At 50.3% G+C, this 22,672-nt stretch carries 21 protein-coding genes; 14 read left to right on the plus strand and 7 right to left on the minus strand.

Features of this window, described 5'->3' with window-relative positions; genetic code table 11:
* Positions 1–199: 199 nt before the first annotated feature.
* Genes BMZ51_RS05170 through BMZ51_RS05180 form a run of 3 tightly spaced genes read left to right on the plus strand, consistent with a single transcriptional unit; the run spans position 200 to position 3,239 of the window.
* Positions 200–823 carry a shikimate kinase gene (locus tag BMZ51_RS05170; RefSeq protein ID WP_068008138.1) on the plus strand — a complete coding sequence of 208 codons (624 nt, stop codon included), beginning with the start codon at positions 200–202 and terminating at the stop codon, positions 821–823.
* Complete coding sequence (gene aroB, locus BMZ51_RS05175; protein WP_068008108.1) at positions 820–1,944, plus strand: 3-dehydroquinate synthase; 1,125 nt, start codon at positions 820–822, stop codon at positions 1,942–1,944. Before BMZ51_RS05170 ends, aroB begins: the two co-directional genes overlap by 4 nt.
* Positions 1,941–3,239, plus strand: coding sequence for an HlyC/CorC family transporter (locus tag BMZ51_RS05180; RefSeq protein WP_068008111.1), 1,299 nt, complete (start codon positions 1,941–1,943; stop codon positions 3,237–3,239). The genes aroB and BMZ51_RS05180 overlap by 4 nt, the downstream gene beginning before the upstream one ends.
* Before the next feature lie 171 nt (positions 3,240–3,410).
* Here BMZ51_RS05180 and BMZ51_RS05185 read toward each other — a convergent pair whose 3' ends face one another.
* On the minus strand, positions 3,411–3,671 hold the full coding sequence (locus BMZ51_RS05185; protein ID WP_068008114.1) for a BolA family protein: 261 nt from the start codon (positions 3,669–3,671) through the stop codon (positions 3,411–3,413).
* A 131-nt stretch (positions 3,672–3,802) separates the two neighbouring features.
* Here BMZ51_RS05185 and BMZ51_RS05190 point away from each other — a divergent pair, with 131 nt between their 5' ends.
* The 4 genes from BMZ51_RS05190 to BMZ51_RS05205 all read left to right on the plus strand — a co-directional run bounded on the left by BMZ51_RS05190 (position 3,803) and on the right by BMZ51_RS05205 (position 8,510).
* Positions 3,803–4,423 (plus strand): J domain-containing protein, encoded by a 621-nt coding sequence (locus BMZ51_RS05190; RefSeq protein ID WP_068008117.1) that lies wholly within the window; start codon positions 3,803–3,805, stop codon positions 4,421–4,423.
* An 85-nt stretch (positions 4,424–4,508) separates the two neighbouring features.
* A complete protein-coding gene (gene cobS, locus BMZ51_RS05195; RefSeq protein WP_068008120.1) occupies positions 4,509–5,495 on the plus strand; it encodes a cobaltochelatase subunit CobS in 987 nt (328 codons plus the stop codon).
* Between the two features lie 10 nt (positions 5,496–5,505).
* Positions 5,506–7,392, plus strand: coding sequence for a cobaltochelatase subunit CobT (gene cobT, locus BMZ51_RS05200; protein WP_074881848.1), 1,887 nt, complete (start codon positions 5,506–5,508; stop codon positions 7,390–7,392).
* Positions 7,389–8,510 (plus strand): esterase-like activity of phytase family protein, encoded by a 1,122-nt coding sequence (locus BMZ51_RS05205; protein ID WP_068007807.1) that lies wholly within the window; start codon positions 7,389–7,391, stop codon positions 8,508–8,510. The genes cobT and BMZ51_RS05205 overlap by 4 nt, the downstream gene beginning before the upstream one ends.
* 61 nt (positions 8,511–8,571) lie before the next feature.
* Here BMZ51_RS05205 and BMZ51_RS05210 read toward each other — a convergent pair whose 3' ends face one another.
* The gene (locus BMZ51_RS05210) at positions 8,572–9,174 is read right to left on the minus strand and encodes a queuosine precursor transporter (RefSeq protein WP_068007969.1); all 603 of its coding nucleotides are present in this window, start codon (positions 9,172–9,174) and stop codon (positions 8,572–8,574) included.
* Positions 9,175–9,243: 69 nt separating this feature from the next.
* Positions 9,244–9,531: a 50S ribosomal protein L28 gene (gene rpmB, locus BMZ51_RS05215; protein ID WP_068007810.1), complete on the minus strand. Its 288-nt coding sequence runs from the start codon at positions 9,529–9,531 to the stop codon at positions 9,244–9,246.
* A gap of 339 nt (positions 9,532–9,870) precedes the next feature.
* On the opposite strand from rpmB, the gene BMZ51_RS05220 reads away from it, so the two are divergent.
* The 4 genes from BMZ51_RS05220 (at position 9,871) to BMZ51_RS05235 (ending at position 14,178) form a co-directional block, all read left to right on the plus strand.
* Entirely contained in the window at positions 9,871–10,734 is an 864-nt protein-coding gene (locus BMZ51_RS05220) for a DUF3108 domain-containing protein (RefSeq protein ID WP_082825665.1), read from the plus strand.
* 178 nt (positions 10,735–10,912) lie between these two features.
* Positions 10,913–11,869 carry an acetyl-CoA carboxylase carboxyltransferase subunit alpha gene (locus tag BMZ51_RS05225; RefSeq protein ID WP_068007812.1) on the plus strand — a complete coding sequence of 319 codons (957 nt, stop codon included), beginning with the start codon at positions 10,913–10,915 and terminating at the stop codon, positions 11,867–11,869.
* Positions 11,870–12,273: 404 nt separating this feature from the next.
* Positions 12,274–13,278 (plus strand): L,D-transpeptidase family protein, encoded by a 1,005-nt coding sequence (locus BMZ51_RS05230; protein ID WP_208979313.1) that lies wholly within the window; start codon positions 12,274–12,276, stop codon positions 13,276–13,278.
* A gap of 90 nt (positions 13,279–13,368) precedes the next feature.
* Positions 13,369–14,178 carry an FkbM family methyltransferase gene (locus BMZ51_RS05235; protein ID WP_068007817.1) on the plus strand — a complete coding sequence of 270 codons (810 nt, stop codon included), beginning with the start codon at positions 13,369–13,371 and terminating at the stop codon, positions 14,176–14,178.
* Positions 14,179–14,290: 112 nt separating this feature from the next.
* Here BMZ51_RS05235 and pdxY read toward each other — a convergent pair whose 3' ends face one another.
* Entirely contained in the window at positions 14,291–15,208 is a 918-nt protein-coding gene (gene pdxY, locus BMZ51_RS05240; protein WP_082825662.1) for a pyridoxal kinase, read from the minus strand.
* Positions 15,209–16,486: a flavodoxin-dependent (E)-4-hydroxy-3-methylbut-2-enyl-diphosphate synthase gene (gene ispG / locus BMZ51_RS05245; RefSeq protein WP_068007976.1), complete on the minus strand. Its 1,278-nt coding sequence runs from the start codon at positions 16,484–16,486 to the stop codon at positions 15,209–15,211. It lies immediately after the preceding gene.
* Positions 16,487–16,856: 370 nt separating this feature from the next.
* On the opposite strand from ispG, the gene BMZ51_RS05250 reads away from it, so the two are divergent.
* Together BMZ51_RS05250 and BMZ51_RS05255 are read left to right on the plus strand one after the other, a co-directional pair.
* Positions 16,857–17,639, plus strand: a complete 783-nt coding sequence (locus BMZ51_RS05250; RefSeq protein ID WP_068007818.1) for a 3-hydroxybutyrate dehydrogenase — start codon at positions 16,857–16,859, stop codon at positions 17,637–17,639.
* Between the two features lie 51 nt (positions 17,640–17,690).
* On the plus strand, positions 17,691–18,731 hold the full coding sequence (locus BMZ51_RS05255; RefSeq protein WP_068007978.1) for a patatin-like phospholipase family protein: 1,041 nt from the start codon (positions 17,691–17,693) through the stop codon (positions 18,729–18,731).
* Positions 18,732–19,293: 562 nt separating this feature from the next.
* On the opposite strand, the gene BMZ51_RS05265 is transcribed toward BMZ51_RS05255, so the two are convergent.
* Positions 19,294–19,728 carry a L,D-transpeptidase gene (locus BMZ51_RS05265; protein ID WP_068007823.1) on the minus strand — a complete coding sequence of 145 codons (435 nt, stop codon included), beginning with the start codon at positions 19,726–19,728 and terminating at the stop codon, positions 19,294–19,296.
* Positions 19,729–20,031: 303 nt separating this feature from the next.
* Positions 20,032–20,814 (minus strand): MipA/OmpV family protein, encoded by a 783-nt coding sequence (locus BMZ51_RS05270; protein ID WP_068007826.1) that lies wholly within the window; start codon positions 20,812–20,814, stop codon positions 20,032–20,034.
* A 442-nt stretch (positions 20,815–21,256) separates the two neighbouring features.
* Between BMZ51_RS05270 and BMZ51_RS05275 the strand changes: the two genes are divergently transcribed.
* The gene (locus tag BMZ51_RS05275; protein WP_068007828.1) at positions 21,257–22,672 is read left to right on the plus strand and encodes an L-serine ammonia-lyase; all 1,416 of its coding nucleotides are present in this window, start codon (positions 21,257–21,259) and stop codon (positions 22,670–22,672) included.

Here is a 22,672-nt window from a genome sequence, read left to right on the forward strand (position 1 = left end):
CAACAGGCTGGACCTCCTGACACCCGTCAGGAAGCACTTATTTTGCAGAAGGGAAAGCCTCCAAATAGAGCGACCTAACGGTTCTATTAAAAAATAGGCGTTAAATCCTATCCAACACACTTACTCTAGCATCTTGACAGAACGCGGTGTGATAATGTCAAAGCGTAAGTATGAGTAGATGAATCGGCGAGGGCGTGGCGTGACTGCAAACGACACAAAGTCAGACAAAAAACGTCAACGACAACAGAATATTTTAGAACGCCTTGGCAATAAACCGATTGTGCTTGTTGGCATTATGGGCTGTGGCAAATCCACCGTTGGCCGCCGTTTGGCACAATATCTCGCTCTCAACTTTATTGATGCAGATTCAGAGATTGAAAAAGCTGCGGATCGTTCCATCTCAGAGATCTTCGCAGAGCATGGAGAAAGCTATTTCCGGCAGGGCGAAAAGCGCGTTATCGCCCGCCTTCTGGATGCAGGTCCTCAGGTACTGGCAACAGGCGGAGGCGCTTTCATCAACGACGAGACCCGGTCCGGTATTAAAGAAAAGGGTGTATCTGTCTGGATGAAGGCGGAACTGCCCGTCATCATGGCTCGCGTGCGCAAGCGCCCTACCCGCCCCTTGCTGCAAACAGCGGATCCAGAAGCAACCATGAAAAAGCTGATGGATGAGCGCTACCCGATCTATGAAGAAGCTGACATGACAATCTGGTCACATGATGTGACACACGAAGCGGTTATGGAAGAAATCCTGAACGCGTTGGAGGATGGACTTCCGCCACTTGCGAAGAAGGCTCCAGACGAGCAAGAGGATAAAAAGTGATCGAAGAGAGTAAAGCGACCCTTGTTAACGTAGACTTGGGCGACCGTAGCTATCCAATCATTATCGGCCGTAACCTGATTAAACGCGCAGGAGAAGAAATCTCTGCCCGTCTTCCTGGCTCTAAAACAGTCATCATCACTGATGAAGCCGTCGCAAAATTTCATTTAAAAACACTCGAAGACAGCTTCAAAGCTTCGGGCGTAGAATTCAATACGCTCATCGTACCATCAGGTGAACAGACCAAACGTTTTGAAATATTTGAGCGTTTATGTGATGACATTCTCGCCCTGCGCTTAGAGCGCGGTGATGCTGTTGTTGCACTCGGCGGCGGTGTCGTCGGCGATCTGTCAGGTTTCGTCGCTGGCGTTGTCCGTCGTGGCATGAAGTTCGTGCAAATTCCAACCACCTTGCTTGCACAGGTGGACAGCTCGGTTGGCGGTAAAACTGGCATCAATTCCCGGCATGGCAAAAACCTTCTGGGCGTATTCAACCAACCCGCACTCGTATTGGCAGATACGTCCGTTCTGGACACACTCAGCCCACGCGATTTCCGCTCAGGCTACGCTGAAGTTGCTAAATACGGCCTGATCAATGACCCGGACTTCTTTTATTGGCTGGAGCAAAACTGGGAAGGTATCTTCTCTGGTGGACCAGAGCGTGAAGAAGCGATCGCTCACTCCTGCCGCGCCAAAGCAGCCGTTGTTGCAGCTGATGAGTTTGAATCCGGCAACCGCGCCCTACTAAACCTTGGTCACACCTTTGGACACTCCCTGGAAGGCGCTGTCGCGTATGAGACAGAACGCCTGGTCCATGGCGAAGGTGTTTCTATCGGCATGGTGCTCGCCCATGAGTTTTCAGAGCAAATGGGTCTGTGTCCTCCAGAAGATACAAAACGGGTTATTGAGCACTTGAAAACCGTTGGCCTGCCAACACGGGTCGACCAGATCCCAGGCCAGCTGCCACCAATTGGCACTTTTATGGACCTGATTGCCCAGGACAAGAAAGTAAGTCGTGGTCAGCTCACTTTTGTCCTTACAAAAGGCATTGGCACTTCCTATGTCGATAAAACTGTAAACGCGGAACCCCTTCGCGCATTTCTTGAGGAGAAACTTGGCAAATGACGGACATCCCTCTCTGGGTTTCCATTGTCGCCATCCTGCTATTGCTCGTGCTTTCGGGCTTTTTTTCCGGGTCAGAAACGGCCCTGACGGCCGCATCACGAGCCCGCATGCATGCGTTGGAGAAGTCCGGCAACAAAAGAGCTATCATCGTTGCCAGGCTGATCGAATACCGCGAGCGCCTGATTGGCGCCCTATTGCTGGGCAACAATCTGGTCAACATTCTGGCATCAGCCCTCGCGACCTCACTTTTCCTGCGGAACTTTGGCGAGGTTGGCGTAGCTTATGCAACGCTGGTCATGACCTTGTTGGTTCTCATCTTTTCTGAGGTCCTGCCGAAAACCTGGGCAATAGCCAACGCAGATAAATTCGCGCTTAACGTTGCCCCGATTGTACGGGTTCTCGTGATTGTGTTCAGCCCGGTTGTTGCTGCGATTGAAGTCATCGTCCGCCTTGTACTACGTATTTTTGGCCTTAAGATTGACGAGTCGGCAGCGGTTCTCTCTGCCCATGACGAGCTGCGCGGCACACTGGACCTACAACACAAAGAAGGTGGCCTTGTTAAAGCAGACAAGGACCGGATAGGCGGCCTGCTGGACTTGGCAGAGCTCGAAGTATCCGACGTGATGGTTCACCGAACTAAGCTTTTCGCGCTGAATGCAGACCTGCCGCCAGCAAAGTTGGTGGAAGAGGTTTTGTCAAACCCGTTCACACGTATTCCGCTCTGGCGCGACGACCCCGACAACATGGTTGGAATGCTCCACGCCAAAGACGTACTGCGCGCCATCGCAACCATCAAAGGCGATATGGAGAAGTTCGAGCTGGAGAAGGTCATGAGCCCGCTCTGGTTCGTGCCGGACACCACCAGCTTGCAGAACCAGCTTAACGCGTTCCTTAAACGCAAAGCCCACTTCGCCCTTGTCGTCGACGAGTACGGTGAAGTGATGGGTCTTGTCACTTTGGAAGATATTCTGGAAGAGATCGTTGGCGAGATTGCGGACGAGCACGATATCGAACTGCCTGGTCTCAAACCACAGGCAGACGGTTCAGTCATCGTGGAAGGCTCAGTCCCGATTCGCGACCTGAACAGAGCGAGCGACTGGAATTTGCCTGATGACGAAGCAACCACCATTGCTGGTCTCGTCATTCATGAAGCCAAAATGATTCCAGAAGAGCGTCAGATCTTTACCTTCCACGGCTTCCGCTTCACCGTCCTCAGCCGCGAGAAGAACCGCATCACACGCTTGCGTATGATGGCGCTAACCCCGCTTCAGGATACTCAAAAGACCGCGAAATAAACATGGGCCCCACGGGGCCCATATCTTTTTTACACACGCATATAAAACGCAAATCTATCGCAAAACCTTCAAATCCGCGCACAAAACAACGCAAACGCGTGAAAGACGAACAACCACAACGCGCTAAGCAATTGCCGCATTGATTTCTCCGGCTAACTGAGTCACATAGAGTTAGTGAGACTTAGCAGAAATAGCGAGCGCGTGAATGCCTCCAGCGATTTCATCTGCTACACAATCGTTCACTGCACGATGCATAGCAACGCGAGACATACCCTCAAAGGCTGTGGATATGATCGTAATCCGAAAATGGGTTTCTCCACCCTCACGCCAGCCGCCATGACCACGGTGGTTCTCGGATTCGTCGGTGACTTCAAGAAGCTGCGGGTTGAACGCCGCTTCCAGTTTGGTAATCATGATGTCTCTTGTGCTCATGTTTTCTGTATCTCTCACGAAGGAAAGCGACGTCTAGGCCTTGCCTAACGGGGTCACTTTTTTCTATTTATATCGGCTACCTGCTCTTTAGCAGGTGCTAACCCAATCGCAAGGCAACTGAAAACCGAAAAATGAAGCAAACTTCCTCCATTTTCGACAGTATTCGCGTAAAACCCGGCAAAGAACGCACCACAAGCCAAAAAGGCCCAAAGTGCGAATGGGAAGGCTGCGATCAGCCTGGCACCCATAAAGCACCGAAAGGTCGCGATCGGGAAGGCCAGTACTTTCATTTTTGCGTGGACCACGTAAAAGCCTATAACAAATCATATAATTACTTTTCTGGTATGGATGATGACTCGGTTCGCAGCTATCAGCGCGACAGCATGACCGGACATCGCCCCACCTGGAAAATGGGCGTCAACTCCAAAGCCGATGCTTCCAGCGCAAGCACCGACGGCAGCGCAAAGACCGACGGAGAAGGCATCAACGACCCGCATAACTTCTTCGCAGGAGCAGCTGGTGGCCGCAGTCAACCTCAAGAACCACAACGCAAAGTGCTGGCACTTGAGAAAAGGTCATTTGAAACATTGAACCTTCGAGTAACTGCCCGTGGCGCCGAGGTGAAAACCCGTTATAAAGAGCTGGTAAAAATTCATCACCCAGATGCAAATGGTGGCGACCGCTCTTCGGAAGACCGCCTGCGCGAAATTATTCAGGCCTACAACGTGCTCAAGAAGTCAGGATACTGCTAGGTTCTACCTATCGCCCATATCCAGTTCTCTTTTGAGTTTCTAGACTTTCATTACCCCGATTTCGACGTGGGGCCGCGGAGGAAAAATGATAGACACGATACAGACCGCTCAATCCCTGCCGACCGAAACAATTTCTGTACGCGATACTTTTGGAATTGATAGCAAGATGGAAGTGCAGGCGTTTGCAGAGCCGAACGAGCATGTTCCTGAAATTGATCCAGACTACCTCTTTGATCGCCCAACCACTTTAGCAATCCTTGCAGGTTTTGCGAAAAACCGTCGTGTGATGGTTTCTGGTTACCATGGTACAGGTAAATCAACTCATATCGAACAGGTCGCTGCCCGCCTTAACTGGCCTTGTGTGCGCGTTAACCTCGATAGCCACATCTCTCGTATCGACCTCGTCGGTAAAGACGCTATTGTCGTAAAAGACGGTCATACCGTGACAGAGTTCAAGGACGGCATCCTTCCTTGGGCGCTGCAAAATAACGTCGCTCTTGTTTTCGATGAATACGATGCCGGTCGTCCTGATGTGATGTTCGTTATTCAGCGTGTTCTCGAAGTTTCCGGGCGCCTGACACTCCTTGATCAGAACCGCGTCATCAATCCACACCCAGCGTTCCGCCTGTTTGCAACAGCAAACACGGTCGGCCTTGGTGATACGTCCGGCCTCTACCACGGAACACAGCAGATCAACCAGGGTCAGATGGACCGTTGGTCAATTGTAACGACGCTAAACTACTTGCCTCATGACAATGAAGTAGAGATCGTTCTCGCCAAATCTCCGCATTACAACGGTGCAGAAGGTCGATCCATCGTTTCCAAGATGGTCCGCGTTGCAGACATGACCCGTAGCGCATTCATCAACGGTGAACTCTCTACTGTGATGAGCCCTCGTACCGTCATCACTTGGTCAGAAAACACCGCAATCTTTGGTGACATCGGCTTTGCGTTCCGCCTGACCTTCTTGAACAAGTGTGATGATACTGAGCAGGCGCTGGTCTCTGAGTTCTACCAGCGTTGTTTCGGGGAAGACCTTCCTGAATCAGCGGCAAACATTGTCATGAGTTAAGGGGAGTTTTATGGCAGGCACCAGTAACTCCTCAGTCAAGAACAAACCTGCCAGCCAGCCATTTAAGCAAGCGATGGGCTCTACTGTTAGAGCCATCGCGGGTGAACCTGAGCTGGAGGTTGTCTTTTCGCCGGATAAACCGGGAATGACCAGCGGGCGCATACGCCTGCCGGAACCTTCTCGCACGATGACAAAGGAAGAAGTCGCAGTCACCCGTGGACTGGGTGATTCCATGGCTCTTCGCTTCGCCTGTCATGACCCGGCAGTTCATTCAAAGCACATCCCGCAGGGTGAGAATGCGCGTTCCATCTTTAACGCAGTGGAACAGGCCCGAGTGGAAGCACTTGGTGCAATTCGTATGCCCGGTGCTGGCGATAACATCGACGCCATGTTGGAAGATCGGTACTTCAAAGGCAATTTCTCAGAGGTTTCCACCAAGGATGAAGCGCCGCTGCAAGACGCGATCGCTTTGCTGGTGCGCGAACGCCTAACGGGCCGGGAAATTCCTCAAAGTGCTAAACGACTGGTAGATCTATGGAAATCGTTCATTGAAGAGAAAGCGGACCACGAGCTGAACAAGCTTGTCACCCGTATGGATGATCAGGTCGCGTTCTCCAAACAGATGCGAGATGTTCTCACCTCTCTCGATATGGCCGACGAGCTGGGCGATGACCCAGAGGACGACGACGAGAGCGAAGAGAACCAGCAGGATCAGGATGATCGTTCAGACAACTCCGGCGATATGCAGGAGGATCAGGGCGAGCAAGAAGGTGCTCCTGAGGACATGGAGCTTTCCGGCGAAGAGCAGGAAACTGGCGAAACCGAAGGTGTCAACAGCGAGATGCAGGATATCTCCGAAGAGGACATGTCCGATCAGGCTGAGGAACCGGGAGAACAAGATCGTCGGGACCATCCCTTTAGCAACCACCCACCTGCTGACGAATACCGCGTTTTCACGCAGGCTTTCGACGAGATCATTGCAGCAGAGGACCTGTGCGATCAGGAAGAGCTCGACCGTCTTCGCGGTTTTCTGGACAAGCAGCTTGCATCTCTTTCCGGAGCAGTCTCCCGTCTTGCAAACCGCTTGCAGCGAAAACTCATGGCACAACAGAACCGGTCGTGGGATTTTGATCTGGAAGAAGGCATCATTGATAGTGCCCGCCTCCATCGCGTGGTCATCGATCCACTGCAACCGCTTGCGTTTAAATGGGAAAACGACACCGAGTTCCGCGATACAGTGGTAACTCTGGTCATCGATAACTCAGGTTCCATGCGCGGTCGTCCAATCACCGTTGCTGCAACATGTGCAGATATTCTCGCACGAACGCTGGAACGGTGCGGTGTGAAGGTCGAGATCCTTGGCTTTACCACGAAAGCGTGGAAGGGCGGACAATCCCGCGAAGCTTGGCTCAAGGAAGGTAAACCGGCTACACCGGGCCGCCTGAATGATCTGCGCCACATCATCTATAAATCAGCAGATGCTCCTTGGCGCAGAGCCAAGCGTAATCTTGGCTTGATGATGCGCGAAGGCCTGCTGAAAGAAAATATCGACGGAGAAGCATTGGACTGGGCTCACAAGCGACTGCTTGGACGTCCAGAGCGCCGCCGCATCCTGATGATGATTTCTGATGGTGCGCCAGTGGATGACTGCACGCTTTCAGTAAACCCTGGTAACTACCTGGAAAAGCACCTGCGTAACGTAATTGCAGAGATCGAAAACAGATCTCCTGTGGAGCTGATCGCCATCGGTATCGGACACGATGTAACGCGCTACTACAGTCGAGCCGTTACAATTGTGGATGCAGAGGAACTGGCTGGTGCAATGACCGACCAGCTTGCTGACTTGTTTGACGAAAAAAGCAGTCAGGAATACGGCAAACGTCACGGACGCCGATGAAGTTAACACGTCGAGCCTTCCTTTCAGGAGCAGCAGCTACTGCAACAGCGTCAGTTGCTGCTCCCATGTTCTTCCAGAAAGCCCTAGCTCAACAGCGTGGTTTTCAGGCGATAAAAATTCGCTCGAAAGAAATCAAATATTTCAAATTCTCAGGACGGCCATCCGAACAATACGGCTCCCTTCTGTTTCTGGGTGGCTTGGAGCTGAGCAGCTCAAGCAATCGTTTCGGCGGGTATTCCGGGCTTGTGACCCTAAACAATGGCAGCGACCTCATCGCAGTATCAGATCGAGGCCACTGGCTCAGAGCCCAACTCTCCCAAGCCGCACGCGGTAAGCCTCTAAAGCTCCTAGGCGCGGAAACAGCAAATTTGCTGGATAGTCAGGGCAGAAACCTTAAACGCACCCACAGGGCTGACACAGAAGGCCTGAGCATCGGTGGCGCAGCAAACAACCCACGCATTTTCGTCAGTCATGAAGGCAAGGGTGGCATCATGAGCTATCCGCTCCACCTTCAAACTGGAGAAGAGCGCGCAAAGCACCTGCTAATTCCAAAAGAGATAAGGGGCTTAGCTAAGAACAAGAGTCTTGAGTCAGTAGCCGTTGCCCCGCCAAGCTCCCCTCTTTCCGGCGCAATCATTACAATCGCCGAGCGCGGCAGAACTCTAAAACACAACAGACCAGCCTGGATAATTGGTGGGCCAACACCAGGGAAGTTCTGGATCGAAAAGCAAGGTAACTACGACGTTACCGACGCAGCATTTCTACCAAACGGTGACCTGCTCATACTTGAGCGTCTCTTCAACTTCTCAGAAGGCCTTGGAATGCGCATCAGGCAGCTTGATGGCTCTAACCTGCGCTCAGGTCACCTGCATACAGGAAAGCAGCTGCTGACCGCTGACTTCAGTTATCAGATAGATAATATGGAAGCGCTAAGCATACATATGAATGCTTATGGAGAGACTATCCTGTCCCTCATGTCTGATGACAACAAGTCATTCTTGCAGCGCACTGTTCTTCTGCGCTTTGTCTTGACGGACAATCAGCCATTCAGGGAACCCTTCAATCTCGCCCCCAAAGACATGAAAATAGTCCCGGCACCAACTCCAAAACCGAATTGAGCCCAACAAAAAAGGCACCGAAATAATATCGATGCCTTTAGAATTCTTATTTTTTGACAGCCTATCCGCGTTGCGGTGCCGGTACCGTGCCGATTACTCCCAACGCGATGCGGTAAGGAACAAGCATGCTCATTGCAACGAGGATCTTCACGCCGAAGTCACCAATTGCCCAGGAAACCCAACGAGGAACTTCCATCGCAAATACACCAAACAAAGGTGCGACCTCTACCGCGAATGCGTCATGATGACCCAAAAACGCCAACTGTGCAGCAAACGCGAGGCTAAAGAACAATGCGGTATCGAGCGCTGTACCAAGGGTAGAAGAAACAACGGGTGCCTTCCACCAATGACCATCACGAAGACGGTCAAACACAGTTACATCAAGCAACTGAGCAATCAGGAATGCGCTTCCTGAGGCTATAGCAATACGCGGTGTCGCAAGAACGATAGACACGACAACTGCAACAGAAAAGCCTGCAAACACGACTTTGCGCGCAGCAGCAGGGCCAAACTGTCGGTTAATCAAATCAGTTACAAGAAACGCGACCGGATAGGTAAACGCGCCCCAAGTAAGCAGGTCTGCCAAGTTAACAGCCCCGAGCGTTCCCTGAACAGGGAATTGAACGAGGTAGTTCGATGCCGCAACCACCGCAGTCATCGCCATGATGGCAATCGCGAGTGCTTTGGCATTGATCGACTTAGTCACGCTCAATCCCTCTCAAGAACGATGAGATTAAGCAGCAGCCTGACGACGCTTGATTTCGGTCTTCAGCAAACGCGCTTTTGGAGAAAGCTCTGCTTCTGCAGCTTTCATCAAGAATGCGTCCAAACCACCACGGTGCTCAACAGAACGCAGTGCGTGTGCAGAGATGCGCAGCTTGTAGGTTTCGCCGAGAGTATCGCTCATCAGGGAAACATTGCAGAGGTTTGGCAAGAACCGACGACGGCTCCTGTTTTTTGCGTGAGACACGTTATTGCCGGTCATCACGTCTTTACCGGTAAGTTCGCAGCGGCGTGCCATGAGGGTCACCCTTTATAATTGTAGGCGCCCTCATTTTTGGGCGCATTCTGTTAAAACCGGCAGGTCGCGGACATGAAAATCCGGCGGTACCACTTCCGGCCCTGTACGGAAAAGTTGGCTTGCTATAATGAGTACAGCAGATTTCGTCAAGGCTTTGCGCTCTATTTGCCATCTCGAACCGCATATTTCAATCAAAACTGTAACAAACGCACATCTCTTAACCACCGTGTTACCTTGTTTATGTACGTTCATGTTTCAACGACTTTGATTTTTTTGTTCAGTTTCCTGAGTTCTCAAGCTGTCAGGCGCGAAAGTCTGCGGCTGCGGAGGTACAGTATCGTGCGAGTATCCTTTTCAAAGATTTCCGATTTCCTCGGAAAATCCAGTGTAATAGCCATCGCAGCCCTCTCTTTTGGCACACTATCCACAGCCGCTCTGGGGAAAACAGAGCGTCTTGGTGGGATCTACAACATTTCTTATGCTGGCTTCACTGTGGGGAAAGGCTCCTTCTCGCTCATCCTGCGCGACAATGCCTATTCAGCGAAAGTTGGTATGGAACCTGCCGGTATCGGAACCCTCTTCTCCACAGGTAAAGGTGGAGCGCAGGCGACTGGCTGGCTAAAAGGCTCACGCGTCCTTCCCAGCACCTACACCATGGCCTCTCGCGCATCCAATAGAGACTTTTACGTCAATCTGGATCAAGGTTCCGGCCACGTCCGCACAACACAGGTCACCCCCCAATATAAACCGTCCAAAACGCGTATTAAGGTCGTAGGTAAGCACAAGCTGAATGCAATGGACCCGTTGAGTGCAGCGATTGTTCGCGCGCCCTCTCGTTCTAAGGTGCTTGACCCCTCAGTATGTGACCGCAAATTGCCAATCTACGATGGGTGGGCGCGGTTTAATATCAATATGAAGTTCAAAGAAGTGCGAGAAGTCTCCGGCAAAGGCTACGATGGCCCTGTTGTGGTTTGCACTGCACGTTGGGAGCCAATCGCAGGTCACCGCCCAGAACGAAGAGCAGTGCGGTACCTGGCCAATAATTCCGAGATCGAGACCTGGTTGGCGCCAATCGGAAATTCTCGCATCCTGATCCCTTATCGAGTGTCTATTCCAACAGCTACGGGAACTCTGGTTTTGGAGGCGGCTGAACTCAACATGCCGCAATCGTCAGGTTTGCGCAAAAAAACCGCTTCGCGATAAAATTTGCGCTTCTGACCCCAGTTCTTCTTGTTTGGAGCGATTCAAACACCCACATTTGTGTCGCAAAGCCTTGACAGAAGACCCAGCTGACGCCAGTGTCGCGCCAAAATTATAGCGCGGCCCAACGCCTTTTAATCGGCAGGTCCAACCCGCTGATTGTTACGAGTGAATATCCAATATGCGCAGTTACCTCGAATTTGAAAAACCAGTTGCTGACCTTGAAGGTAAAGTACAGGAATTGAAAATCCTGGCGGAAGGTGGCGAAGCAGTTAATGTGGAAGACGAGATCGCTCGCCTTCAGGAAAAAGCAGAGCAAGCGCTCCGCGACATCTACTCTCGCTTGACGCCTTGGCAAAAGACTTTGGTGGCTCGCCACCCAGATCGTCCGCACTCTCTGGACTACATCAAAACTCTGATCACAGACTTTACCCCGCTTGCCGGTGACCGAAAATTCTCTGAGGACTGCGCGATTATTGCAGGCTTTGGTCGGTTCCGTGGCCAGTCTATTGCCATTCTGGGTCAGGAAAAAGGAAACGACACAGAAAGCCGGCTGAAGCACAACTTCGGTATGGCCCGCCCTGAAGGTTATCGAAAAGCAGTTCGCATTATGGAACTCGCAAATCGCTTTAACATCCCTGTGGTGTCCTTCGTAGATACTGCTGGAGCTTATCCAGGTATCGGCGCGGAAGAACGCGGTCAGGCAGAAGCGATTGCCCGTTCAACAGATATGTGCCTCGGCCTTGGTGTTCCAAACATCTCTATCATCATTGGTGAAGGCGGTTCCGGTGGCGCTATCGCAATTGCAACCACCAACCAAGTCGTGATGCTAGAGCACTCTATTTACTCAGTGATCTCTCCTGAAGCAGGCGCTTCAATCTTGTGGCGCGACAGTACGCGTGCTCAGGATGCCGCAACCAATATGAAGATCACCGCGCAGGATCTATCAAGCTTTGGCGTGATTGATGAAATCATCAAGGAGCCAATCGGCGGTGCTCACCGCGCGAAAGAAATCGTGATCGATCGCGCTGGTAGCGCAATTGAAGCCACTCTAAGCAAGTTAGGTGGTCAATCTGCTGATGACCTGAAGAAACAGCGCAGAGAGAAATTCTTACGCATAGGTCGTGAACTCGGCTGAGTCGAACCTATGATTTATTGTGGGTAACCATATTTCTTTCTATAAGAGGCATCAGTTGTATATCTGGTGCCTTTTTTGTTTGATCCAATCAAGCATGGGACAAAGCGCATCAGGGGGAATACACATCAATCTCAAAATGAATGATCTGCGGTAACATTCGGTCAACCATAACCCAGATAGTCTAAGAGTAGAGTTCGGATTGGGGGTCAGTCAAAATAGCCCCAGCATGGTGGGTCAAGCACATGAAAAACGTGTTTCAGGGAGAAACAGGCAAGAAGTTAAAGTGCGCTGCTGCACTTTCGTTAGCTTTAGCGCTATCGGCTTGTCAAGGAACAGAATTCGGTTCGGAGAAACATCAAAAGCCCGTCAGTAGTAACCTTTCTAAAAAGATGAAATCCAAAGATATGGAGCTCAAGTCTCCGATCATGGTGCGTCTCTTTAAGCAGGAATCTGAGCTGGAAGTCTGGAAGCAAACCAAGTCCGGGCACTACGCGCTGTTGGACACCTTTGATATCTGCAAATGGTCAGGCAAACTCGGCCCTAAGATCAAAGAGGGTGACCGCCAGGCACCAGAAGGCTTTTATGAAGTCTCACCCGGCCTCATGAACCCACTTTCTTCCTACTACCTCTCATTTAACCTCGGCTTTCCCAACAAGTTTGACCGCGCATATGATCGCACTGGAAGCAACCTAATGGTGCACGGTGCCTGCTCATCTGCTGGCTGTTATGCAATGACAGACGAACAGATTGCGGACATCTACGCGATGGGACGAGATAGTTTTCTCGGTGGCCAGCGCAAGTTTCAGGTACAGGCCTTTCCATTCCGCATGACACCGGAAAACATGGCCAAGAATGCAAGCTCTGAGCATTACGAATTCTGGCGTATGCTTAAACGTGGCTACGACCACTTTGAAATAACAAAGCGTCCGCCATCCATCGAAGTCTGCGAGAAGCAGTATGTCTTTGATGCAAAAGCAGACAGACGTGGTACCAAATTCGATGCCCGCGGCGCCTGCCCTGCTTATACAGTACCAGAACATATTTCCGTTGCTGTTGCCAAGAAGCAGAACAAAGACGCTCGCAAGACCGCAGAAATCCTAGTGGCAATGGAAAGCACCAAACGCCGCAAAGAGAAAATCGCGACCTTCTTCGGCGGTGCGTCTACAACAAACGCTGCCAAAACGGTTAGCACGAAGGCAACAGCTGTAGATGTGAAAACAGCCAGGACTTTGGCGCTGGCTTCTAAGGATGCATCTCCAGCACCTCAGCAAACATCAGAAACAGAACGCGCTTTTGGCTATTTCACATCGCTATTTTCTAACAGCCGAGTTTCTGAAGAGCAGAAAGTCATCGCTGAAGCGAGCGCCCCACTACTGAACGCTCCTATCCCACGCGTCAAACCTCAATAACTACGGTTTGACGCTACATTATTGGATACCTAGGCTGCCCTACAGAACAGTCCTTACTGCACTGTGACGATTATCAGGTCAGGCTATGGAATGCTGCGCGTAAAAGATTTGTTAGAACAATATCATAGCGAAACATCAAAACTCAAACGCCGCCGCGCTAAGTCCTTATTTCGCTATTACCTAAAACACTTTCCCAGAACCATAAGTTCCTACGTCGGCCTAACGCGCGGAATCCAGACAAACTATGGGGTTTGGCTAACACCGAATATCTTCGATGCAACCTTTCGCTTATGCACCGAAGGCAGCTACGGCACGTTCTTTTCAAATTACTTGGCTAATTACAAACATCCATTCCTGTTTCTAGATATTGGCGCAAATCAGGGCCTATACAGTTTATTGGCCGCTCAAAACGCAAACTGCGTAGAAGCGTTTGCATTTGAGCCGGTCTCTCGCACATTTAAATTGCTAGAAAAGAACATATCTCTGAACCAAACAGCCGCTCGTATAGCACCTGTACAGGTTGCTATTTCAGACCAAAGCAGAACTGCAGATATTTTTTTAAAAAAGACGCACAGCGGAAGCGCATCACTCAATCGACACATGACCCAATTAGGCAAGAAGAGTGAAAAAGTTCAGCTTATTGCAGCCCCGCAATTGGATAAAATGGTCACACAAGAAACAGATATCCTCGTCAAACTAGATGTTGAAGGGCACGAAGAAACAGTGCTTCAAGAGCTAGTAAAGACCCGTTTTTTTTCACAGATCCAATCGATTTTCTACGAAGTAGATGAGCGGTGGTCAGACCCACAATTGCTCCAAGGAATTTTGAAAACTGAAGGGTTCCAGAACTTTCAAAGGATTGGAGACCACGCCCACCATGATATTTTGGCAAGCCGCTAAACAGACCTATCAAGCCCAAATCGGCATAAGAAAATCGCGCTAAATCCAAGTATCTCGCCGCTCGTCCAACTCTGGATTACAGCTGGCCCTGAAGCGATATTCGCGGCGCTTATCAAGCGCGCTCTGGTGCCTCGACCACGCGGCGACTATTCACCAACGCCATTGGCTGGATCAATGGATCTTGATGCTCAGAGTAAAGCAGATTGTCTGAGCCAACTTTAACGGACCGCGCAACCAGCTCAAATGTTGAGGCTGTCGCTTTTTTAAGTGCTTCTTCATCACTTTGGCCGCTCAAACTACGAGCAAGATAAAGCGCGGCAAGCAAATCACCCGTTCCATGCGGAGCCCCCTGCACTTCTGCATGTTCAATGGCAAGGCTACCATTTGGGCCAACCAATAAGTTAGAAATGGAATTACGCCGCATAGCAGGCGATGACGTTACAATTGTACGCTCAACACCCAAGGTACGAGCTGCCGCAACAACTTCGTTTTCCATCTCAGTTCCAAACCCGCTCAACCAGGCCAGTTCAAATCGGTTAGGTGTGATAATATCAGCCAAAGGCAAAAGCTGGTCGCGGATCGCTTCAGCAATAGACTCTCGCACATACAAGTCGCCCTTATCACCAATCACCGGATCACAGAGATAAACCGCATCGCTGTTGCGCGCTTTTACCTCCCTCACAATCTTTGCAACTTCAGGAACCTGATCAGGGTTAGCCATATATCCAGAGAGGACAGCCTTAACGTCACTCAAACCGTCATTGGAGCAGATCTGCTCAACAATACTGGTGAAGTCAGTAGCACTGGCAGAAATTCGAGTGCCCTCACCCTGCCCAGGGTGCCATGGCAACAAAATCGTTGGCAGCGTCCAGACGTTGAAGCCCATTCGTTCCAAAGCAAACACAGCACCGCGTGTTCCCACGCAACCACTCACAACCTGAGAGGAGATCACCAGGACCGAAGGCTTGGCCTTTGGAGCATCCTCTCTGATTTTATGTTCAACTTTTTTAACAAAGCGCTCAAGCGACATCTATGAAATCTCGTGTTCAGCGGAGGCGCCGGTACCGTAGCGCTTTTCGATATAATCCAAAACCATCGCCTTAAATTCATTTGCGATGTTTGGACCACGCAATGTAACAGTCTTTTCGCCATCTACAAAAACGGGTGCAGCAGGCGTCTCACCCGTACCCGGCAACGAAATACCAATGTCAGCATGTTTGGATTCGCCAGGACCATTCACGATACAGCCCATCACAGCTACATTAAGTTCCTCAACACCGGGATACTGCTCACGCCATGCAGGCATACTTTCGCGAATGTGGTTTTGAATATCCTGTGCCAGCTCTTGGAATACAGTTGACGTTGTCCGCCCACACCCCGGACATGCCGCGACAATTGGAATAAAGCTGCGGAAGCCCATTGTCTGCAAAAGCTCCTGAGAAACCTGTACTTCTCGTGTACGGTCTCCACCCGGCTCAGGCGTCAAAGAAATACGGATCGTATCTCCAATGCCCTGTTGCAGCAAAATGCCCATGGAAGCAGAAGAGGCCACAATGCCCTTCGTCCCCATGCCCGCCTCAGTTAAACCAAGATGCAGCGCATAATCACAGCGTTGCGCAAGATCTGCATAAACAGCAATCAAGTCCTGCACCTGAGAAACCTTCGCGGATAGGATAATCTTATCGCGGCCAAGCCCCAACTCTTCAGCACGCTTTGCTGAGAGCAACCCAGACTGACAAATCGCTTCCCGCATGACCTGCTGCGCAGTTAACGGAGCGCCATTTGAATGGTTCTCATCCATCAAATGCGTCAGGAGCTCTTGATCCAGAGACCCCCAGTTCACTCCAATGCGCACTGGCTTATCGTGCTTCATCGCCATTTCGATGATTTGTGAGAACTGCTTGTCTTTTTTGGACTTAAACCCAACATTACCCGGATTAATGCGGTATTTATCCAGCGCTTCAGCACAGGCTGGGTGGTCTGCCAACAGTTTGTGACCAATATAATGGAAGTCCCCAACAAGCGGGACATCAACACCAATACGCTGCAAGCGCTCTTTAATATGCGGGACTGCTGCGGCCGCCTCATCCCGGTCAACAGTAATGCGAACCAGTTCAGACCCGGCACGCGCCAATGCAGCAACCTGTGCAACTGTAGAATCTGCATCCGCAGTATCAGTGTTTGTCATAGACTGAACGACAACAGGCGCTTGTCCACCCACAGTAACCCCACCAACATCAACAGCCACGGAGTGGCGACGCGGAAATGGGGTAGAAATATAGCTTTGGCTCTTGTCAGTCATGATCATTCCACTGGCATAAATCTGTAGGCAAGCAAGTGCAGCATGCAGCACCTTGTGTCAACTTTTTAGCGCAAATTCAAATCAGTTTGATGTCATTCAGATGCATAGTCAGCCCCCTTAAATTTGAGGGTAAAAACCGTAGCAAATATGGTGTTACTTCCTGCTCATGAACAAGCAAATGAAACGCCATACAAATTCGGGTCGACTCATCTCAGCCTAACCCCGCATTAACGACAAAATGTGGTTTTGGAAAACATGGCACTCTTTATAGACTACACACATAACAACTATGCTTTTTGCTAATGCAACCAATTTAAAAAGTGACGCAAGCTCACACCAACGCTTCCTTCAACATCATTTGCTCTGGAGACTGGAAATGCTTTCAAACAAAACGGCTGTCATCACTGGCTCAACATCAGGCATAGGCCTTGCCTACGCCCGCGCAATGGCAGAGCAAGGTGCGAACATCATGATCAATGGCTTTGGGAATGCCGATGCAATTGAAAATGAACGTGCCAGCATCGAGAAAGATTTCAGCGTCAAGTGTGTTTATTCCTCCGCCGATATGACCAAACCGGACGAAATCCACGCCATGATCCATGAAGCCGAGAAAATGCTCGGCTCTGTTGATATTTTGGTCAACAACGCCGGCATTCAGCACGTAGAGGCTATCGAGCACTTTCCGGTTGAAAAGTGGGATGCAATCATCGCCATCAACCTGTCATCCGCCTTTCATACCATCCGCACTGCCGTACCATACATGCGTCAGGCAGGCTGGGGTCGCATCATCAACACAGCATCTGCACACGCCCTCGTCGCCTCTCCTTTCAAATCTGCGTACGTATCTGCAAAACACGGCATCGCAGGCCTAACGAAAACAGTCGCATTAGAAGTTGCAGAAGACAACATCACAGCCAATGCAATTTGCCCCGGTTATGTCTGGACCCCGCTCGTTGAAAAACAGATCCCAGACACGATGAAAGCACGCGATATGACTGAGGAGCAGGTGAAAAAAGAGGTTCTTCTCGCCGCACAGCCAACCAAAGAGTTTGTGACCGTAGAGCAAGTTGCCGGTCTTGCCGTATTCCTGTGTTCAGATGCAGCCGCCTCAATCACGGGCACACTTCTGCCGATGGATGGCGGCTGGACCGCACAATAACGGCCAACTAATTCTCAGAGTTTCTTTTCAAAGCGACCCATGGAGGTCCACATGGCCACAACACGGAAGACAGCAAAGAAAGAGCGCAAGAAAATCAATCTGGCCCTGCAAGGTGGGGGGGCTCACGGCGCCTTTACATGGGGCGTTTTGGATTGGCTACTGGAAAACGAAGATTGGGAGGTAACCGCCATTTCTGGCACCAGTGCAGGAGCCATGAATGCAGCAGTTATGGCCGACGGCCTTGTAGAAGGAGGGCAACAAGGCGCAAGAGATGCATTGGCCCGTTTCTGGAAGTCTGTCAGCACAGCCGCTGAATCAAGCCCATTCCAGCGTAGTCCGATGGACGTGTATTGCGGCAACTGGAGTATGGACAACTCGCCGACTTACTTAGCGTGGGATCTGTTGTCTCGCGTCATGTCCCCCTACCAGATGAACCCTATGAATTATAATCCACTCCGCGATCTCGTCGCCAAACAAATCAACTTCGAGCGGGTGCGCAATTGTAAACAGCTAGAAGTCTTCGTCGCGGCGACAAATGTACGCTCGGGCAAAATTAGAGTTTTCTCTAAAGAAGAACTGACACTCGATTCCTTGATGGCATCAGGCTGCCTTCCGCACATGTATCAAGCGGTCGAAATTGGAGATGAAGCATATTGGGATGGCGGCTTCATGGGCAACCCTCCTCTATTTCCGCTTTTTAAACACGGCGGCTCCACTGACGTGTTACTCATTCAGGTCAATCCGGTTGAAAGGGTAGAGCTTCCTCATACAGCTCAAGAAATTTCTGAGCGCATGAACGAAATCACGTTCAACTCTACTTTGTTGCGAGAGTTACGCGCGATTGATTTTGTAACCCGTTTGATTGATGAGGGAAGGTTGGACTCAAACGAATACACCCGCGTGTTTATGCATCGAATCGAAGCAACCAAAGACCTTGCACCCTTTGGCGCATCATCCAAAGTAAATGCACAGTGGGAGTTTGTAGAACTCTTGCACAACATAGGCCGACAGGCCGCAAAGAACTGGGCGCATGATAATTACGACAGCATAGGGAAACGCAGCACGTTGGATCTAAATCACGAGTTTAATTAGATCTAAACGCAGAGCTTAATGATTGCGCTACGCATTGCAAAACGCAATGCATTGAATGTAACGAAATTCTTAAATTAACCTGCATTTTGGCACCAGTCATCGCACGCACCCCAAATATGGTGGCGCTTCTATTTTTCTAAACTGGCACGTGTTTTGCGAATAAAATGGCAGCCGATATCAGAGTACTGCGTAATTGGCTTCTAAGAATATAAAGGGGGTTTTCGAGCGTATTATCGAAGCCCTCTTTTTCTTTGTGTAAATGCCCCCACAGAAATGGCACTCAGAAAAACCGATTTATCCCTAAAAATCTCTTTCAGAAAAATCAACGTACCAACCTTTTGGCAAGATTTTCGCGTTAAGAAAGGCACGCTGATTGTTGAGTTATGCGTATTCAGCGCTACAGCGGGAGAAGCAGGTGTTTTGCGACCAACTTGCTTCTTCCGCTCACAAGCTTCTTGAGCACGTCTCATACTCAAGATTTAGTCAGGAACTCCCGTTTCAGCAAGTGCTATATCTGAATAAGCGCATTACGCCATTCAGGTTCGCATTGGCGATATCTCCCTCACCGCACAATTACAATCCGCGCATTTGCTCGGCCATTTGCCTTGATCAAACTGAACAGTCTCTTGGCATTGCTTGGATGTAGCCGCACGCAACCATGCGAAGCTGGAATTCCCAATCGCTTAATTACATCGGTTCCGTGAATTGCATAGCCCTTATAAAAGAACACCGAATAAGGCATAGGAGCGCCGTTGTATTTGCGCGAAAAGTACCGCTTGTGCATCCGCGTTGGCTTGAACGTACCGATGGGCGTTCGATACCCCCGGCGGGCCGTAGAAACACGCCACGAATACTGAACTCTACCGTTCACATAAATCCGCATAGTTTGTTCGGAAAGGTCGATCTTGGCCAGAACTTTGTTGGAAGCAGCTTTCACTGGCATGGCGAGAATCAGGCTAATAAAAATTACCCAAGACATAGTAATTATAACACGCATACTGAAGCACCCTCACTAAACTCAACACTTAACGTGAATTAACACAAGCAATAACTAGAGTCTTTCACCTAGTTATTATGAGGGTATTATTTACGACTACTTCGTAAGAAATACACAAATATTAAAGTAACATAAATATCAATACCAATACTGCATACATACTTATTTCTTAAGCTATACACTGGGGTTTTTTCACCGAACACCGCTTGTTTACAGTGCTAATTGATGAAACTCTTTCCGCAAAGAAAAAACCCGGAACATGTCCCAGGCTTATCCAAGATCATATTGTAGAAATGACGGGGCCTAGAACATATCCCAGGCGAAGCGGTAAGTCGCACCAAAACCAACAGACCACATATTGTCATTCTGCGTGATCGGGCTATCTGCGGCATCGCCAATCAAACGATCATAACCGCCCTGCAAATGCAGGCCGATTGCATCGGTCAAAGCATAGCTTGCTCTAGCAACACCGCCAACGCTTTTGAACCCACCATCAGCATTGTAAGGGCCGGATGCGCCACCTCCGGCAACACTAAAATAGGTATTCATGTAAGAGCCGTTAGCCATGTCAACACGAGGGCCAATTACAAACGTCAACCGATCGGTCACTGGCATAATCAGGTCAATCCCGCCACGGCCAACAAACCCGCGGTGTCCGTTAAAGCCGTGTCGCACCTCTATGAATGCACGGAACCAATCTTTACGGAATCCGGCACCCAAACCAAGCTCTCCAGCCCACGGTACACGTGTCGTATCAGCCAGAGACTCATCATCAGAAGGCTTACGTTCCCCAACAAACCCAAAGGACGGATAAATAAATATACCTTCAGTTTCCCCTTCCTTGACCTGCCCAAAGCCCGGAAGGTAAAATCGAGAGAAACCAATCAGCGGCAGCGGGTATATGATGTACTCATCAGCTCCATCATATTTGGGATTTACAAACCCAGCCACACCAATGTCTACAACATATCGCTTACTAGCCTGCTCTTCGGTCAGATCACCAGGCGTAAAATTATCTTCTGCGAGCGCTTGACTGGAAACCGAAGCAAGCGCTAAACCTGCGAGAATACGTAATGAGGCGGTCATAGATGCAGCCTTATTCGAAAGACGAAATTACCATTTATAATATACGCTTTAGGCTGCCATGAAGACCTCTGACTTTAGGCGTTTTCTACAGACTGTTGCGCTGGAGCACCACAAAACTGGAGGACGGGTGTTTTTTAGTCCAAATTCATACTCGATGAATAAAGACAACTCTATCAACACCATACATACCAGAGTGTTTTCTTCAATTATTTCAATGATAGGACTTTTGGAAAGATATTTGAACTAACAAAAACACAATCTGCGAAATTGAAATCCGCTTCATCTGTACAAACGCAGCGGCAATTTCAAGAACTGTAAAAAATTATCCTTGTGATATCAGGGGCTATGCCAAGTATTACCAGAAAACTTAGTGACGGCAGTCTCAAATCGAACCAACACAAAACAAAAACAACGCCCTAGCCTTCCGAAAGGTTCCGACTCTATGTTCCTCAGCGTCTTTGAAATTTTTAAGATCGGCATCGGCCCATCATCCTCCCACACGATGGGACCGATGACCGCTGCTGCCCGTTTTTTGGATGAGCTGAGAGACGGCAGGCGTATTTGGCCTGGAGCTGGCGCACCGAAAAAATTGCGCTGTACCTTGCATGGATCTCTAGCTTGGACAGGCAAAGGCCACGCCACTGACAGAGCAGTTATTTTGGGGCTAGCAGGCTGCACGCCAGAAACACTGGACCCAGATGAGGCGGAAGCGCTAGAAAAAAAGGTGGCACTGGAAAAGAAGGTCACACTGTCTGGTCTCCCTGAACTGGAATTTGACCCAGCAACTGATGTCATTTTCGATTTCGAGACGAACCTGCCAGGACACGCGAATGGCATGATCATCGAAGCTTATGATGCACAGGACCGCCTTCACCTCCAGGAAACCTTTTACTCCATTGGTGGTGGCTTTGTGTTGACCGCAGATGAGCTGGAACGCCTCAAAACCGCTGAGGCTAGCGGTCAATCTGATGAAGCTGAGCTAAAAAGCACGCCATACCCATTTGCCACCGCAAAAGAAATGCTGGAGATGGGACAGAACTCCGGCAAGACCATCGCCCAGATGAAACGAGCAAACGAGGTCACCTCGCTCGACCCGCAACAGCTGGATGAAAAGCTCTGGAAAATCTGGGGCGTCATGGACGCCTGCATGGAGCGTGGCTTGAACACCGAGGGTGAATTACCGGGAGGCCTTAGCGTCAAACGACGTGCCGCAGCAATCAAAAAGCAGCTGGAAGATGAGCGCGGCAATAACATGAGCATGCCTCATGTCGCAAACGATTGGCTCTCTGTATATGCAATGGCGGTAAACGAGGAGAACGCGGCAGGCGGCAAGGTCGTCACCGCGCCAACCAACGGCGCTGCAGGTGTTATCCCAGCCACTATCAAATACTACCGCGAGCATTGTCCGGGCAGCAATGATGAAGGCATCAAGACCTTCCTGCTCACAGCAGCTGCGGTTGGCGGCATCATCAAACACAATGCATCAATTTCTGGCGCCGAGGTGGGCTGTCAGGGTGAAGTTGGCTCCGCAGCTGCCATGGCGGCAGCGGGCCTGTGCGCTGCACTTGGCGGAACCAATGAGCAAATTGAGAACGCTGCTGAGATCGCACTTGAGCATCACCTCGGCATGACTTGCGATCCGGTCGGTGGCCTTGTTCAGGTACCATGCATTGAGCGTAACGGGCTTGGCGCTATCAAAGCAGTATCAGCGGCATCCCTTGCCTTACGCGGTGATGGCTCTCACTACATGCCGCTAGACAATTGTGTAGAAGCCATGCGCCAAACAGGCGCTGAGATGAGCGACAAATACAAAGAAACCAGCAAGGGCGGCCTGGCAGTTAACCTGCCAGAATGCTGA

This window comes from Pseudovibrio axinellae, assembly GCF_900110875.1.
GTDB classification, from domain to species: Bacteria; Pseudomonadota; Alphaproteobacteria; order Rhizobiales; family Stappiaceae; genus Pseudovibrio; species Pseudovibrio axinellae.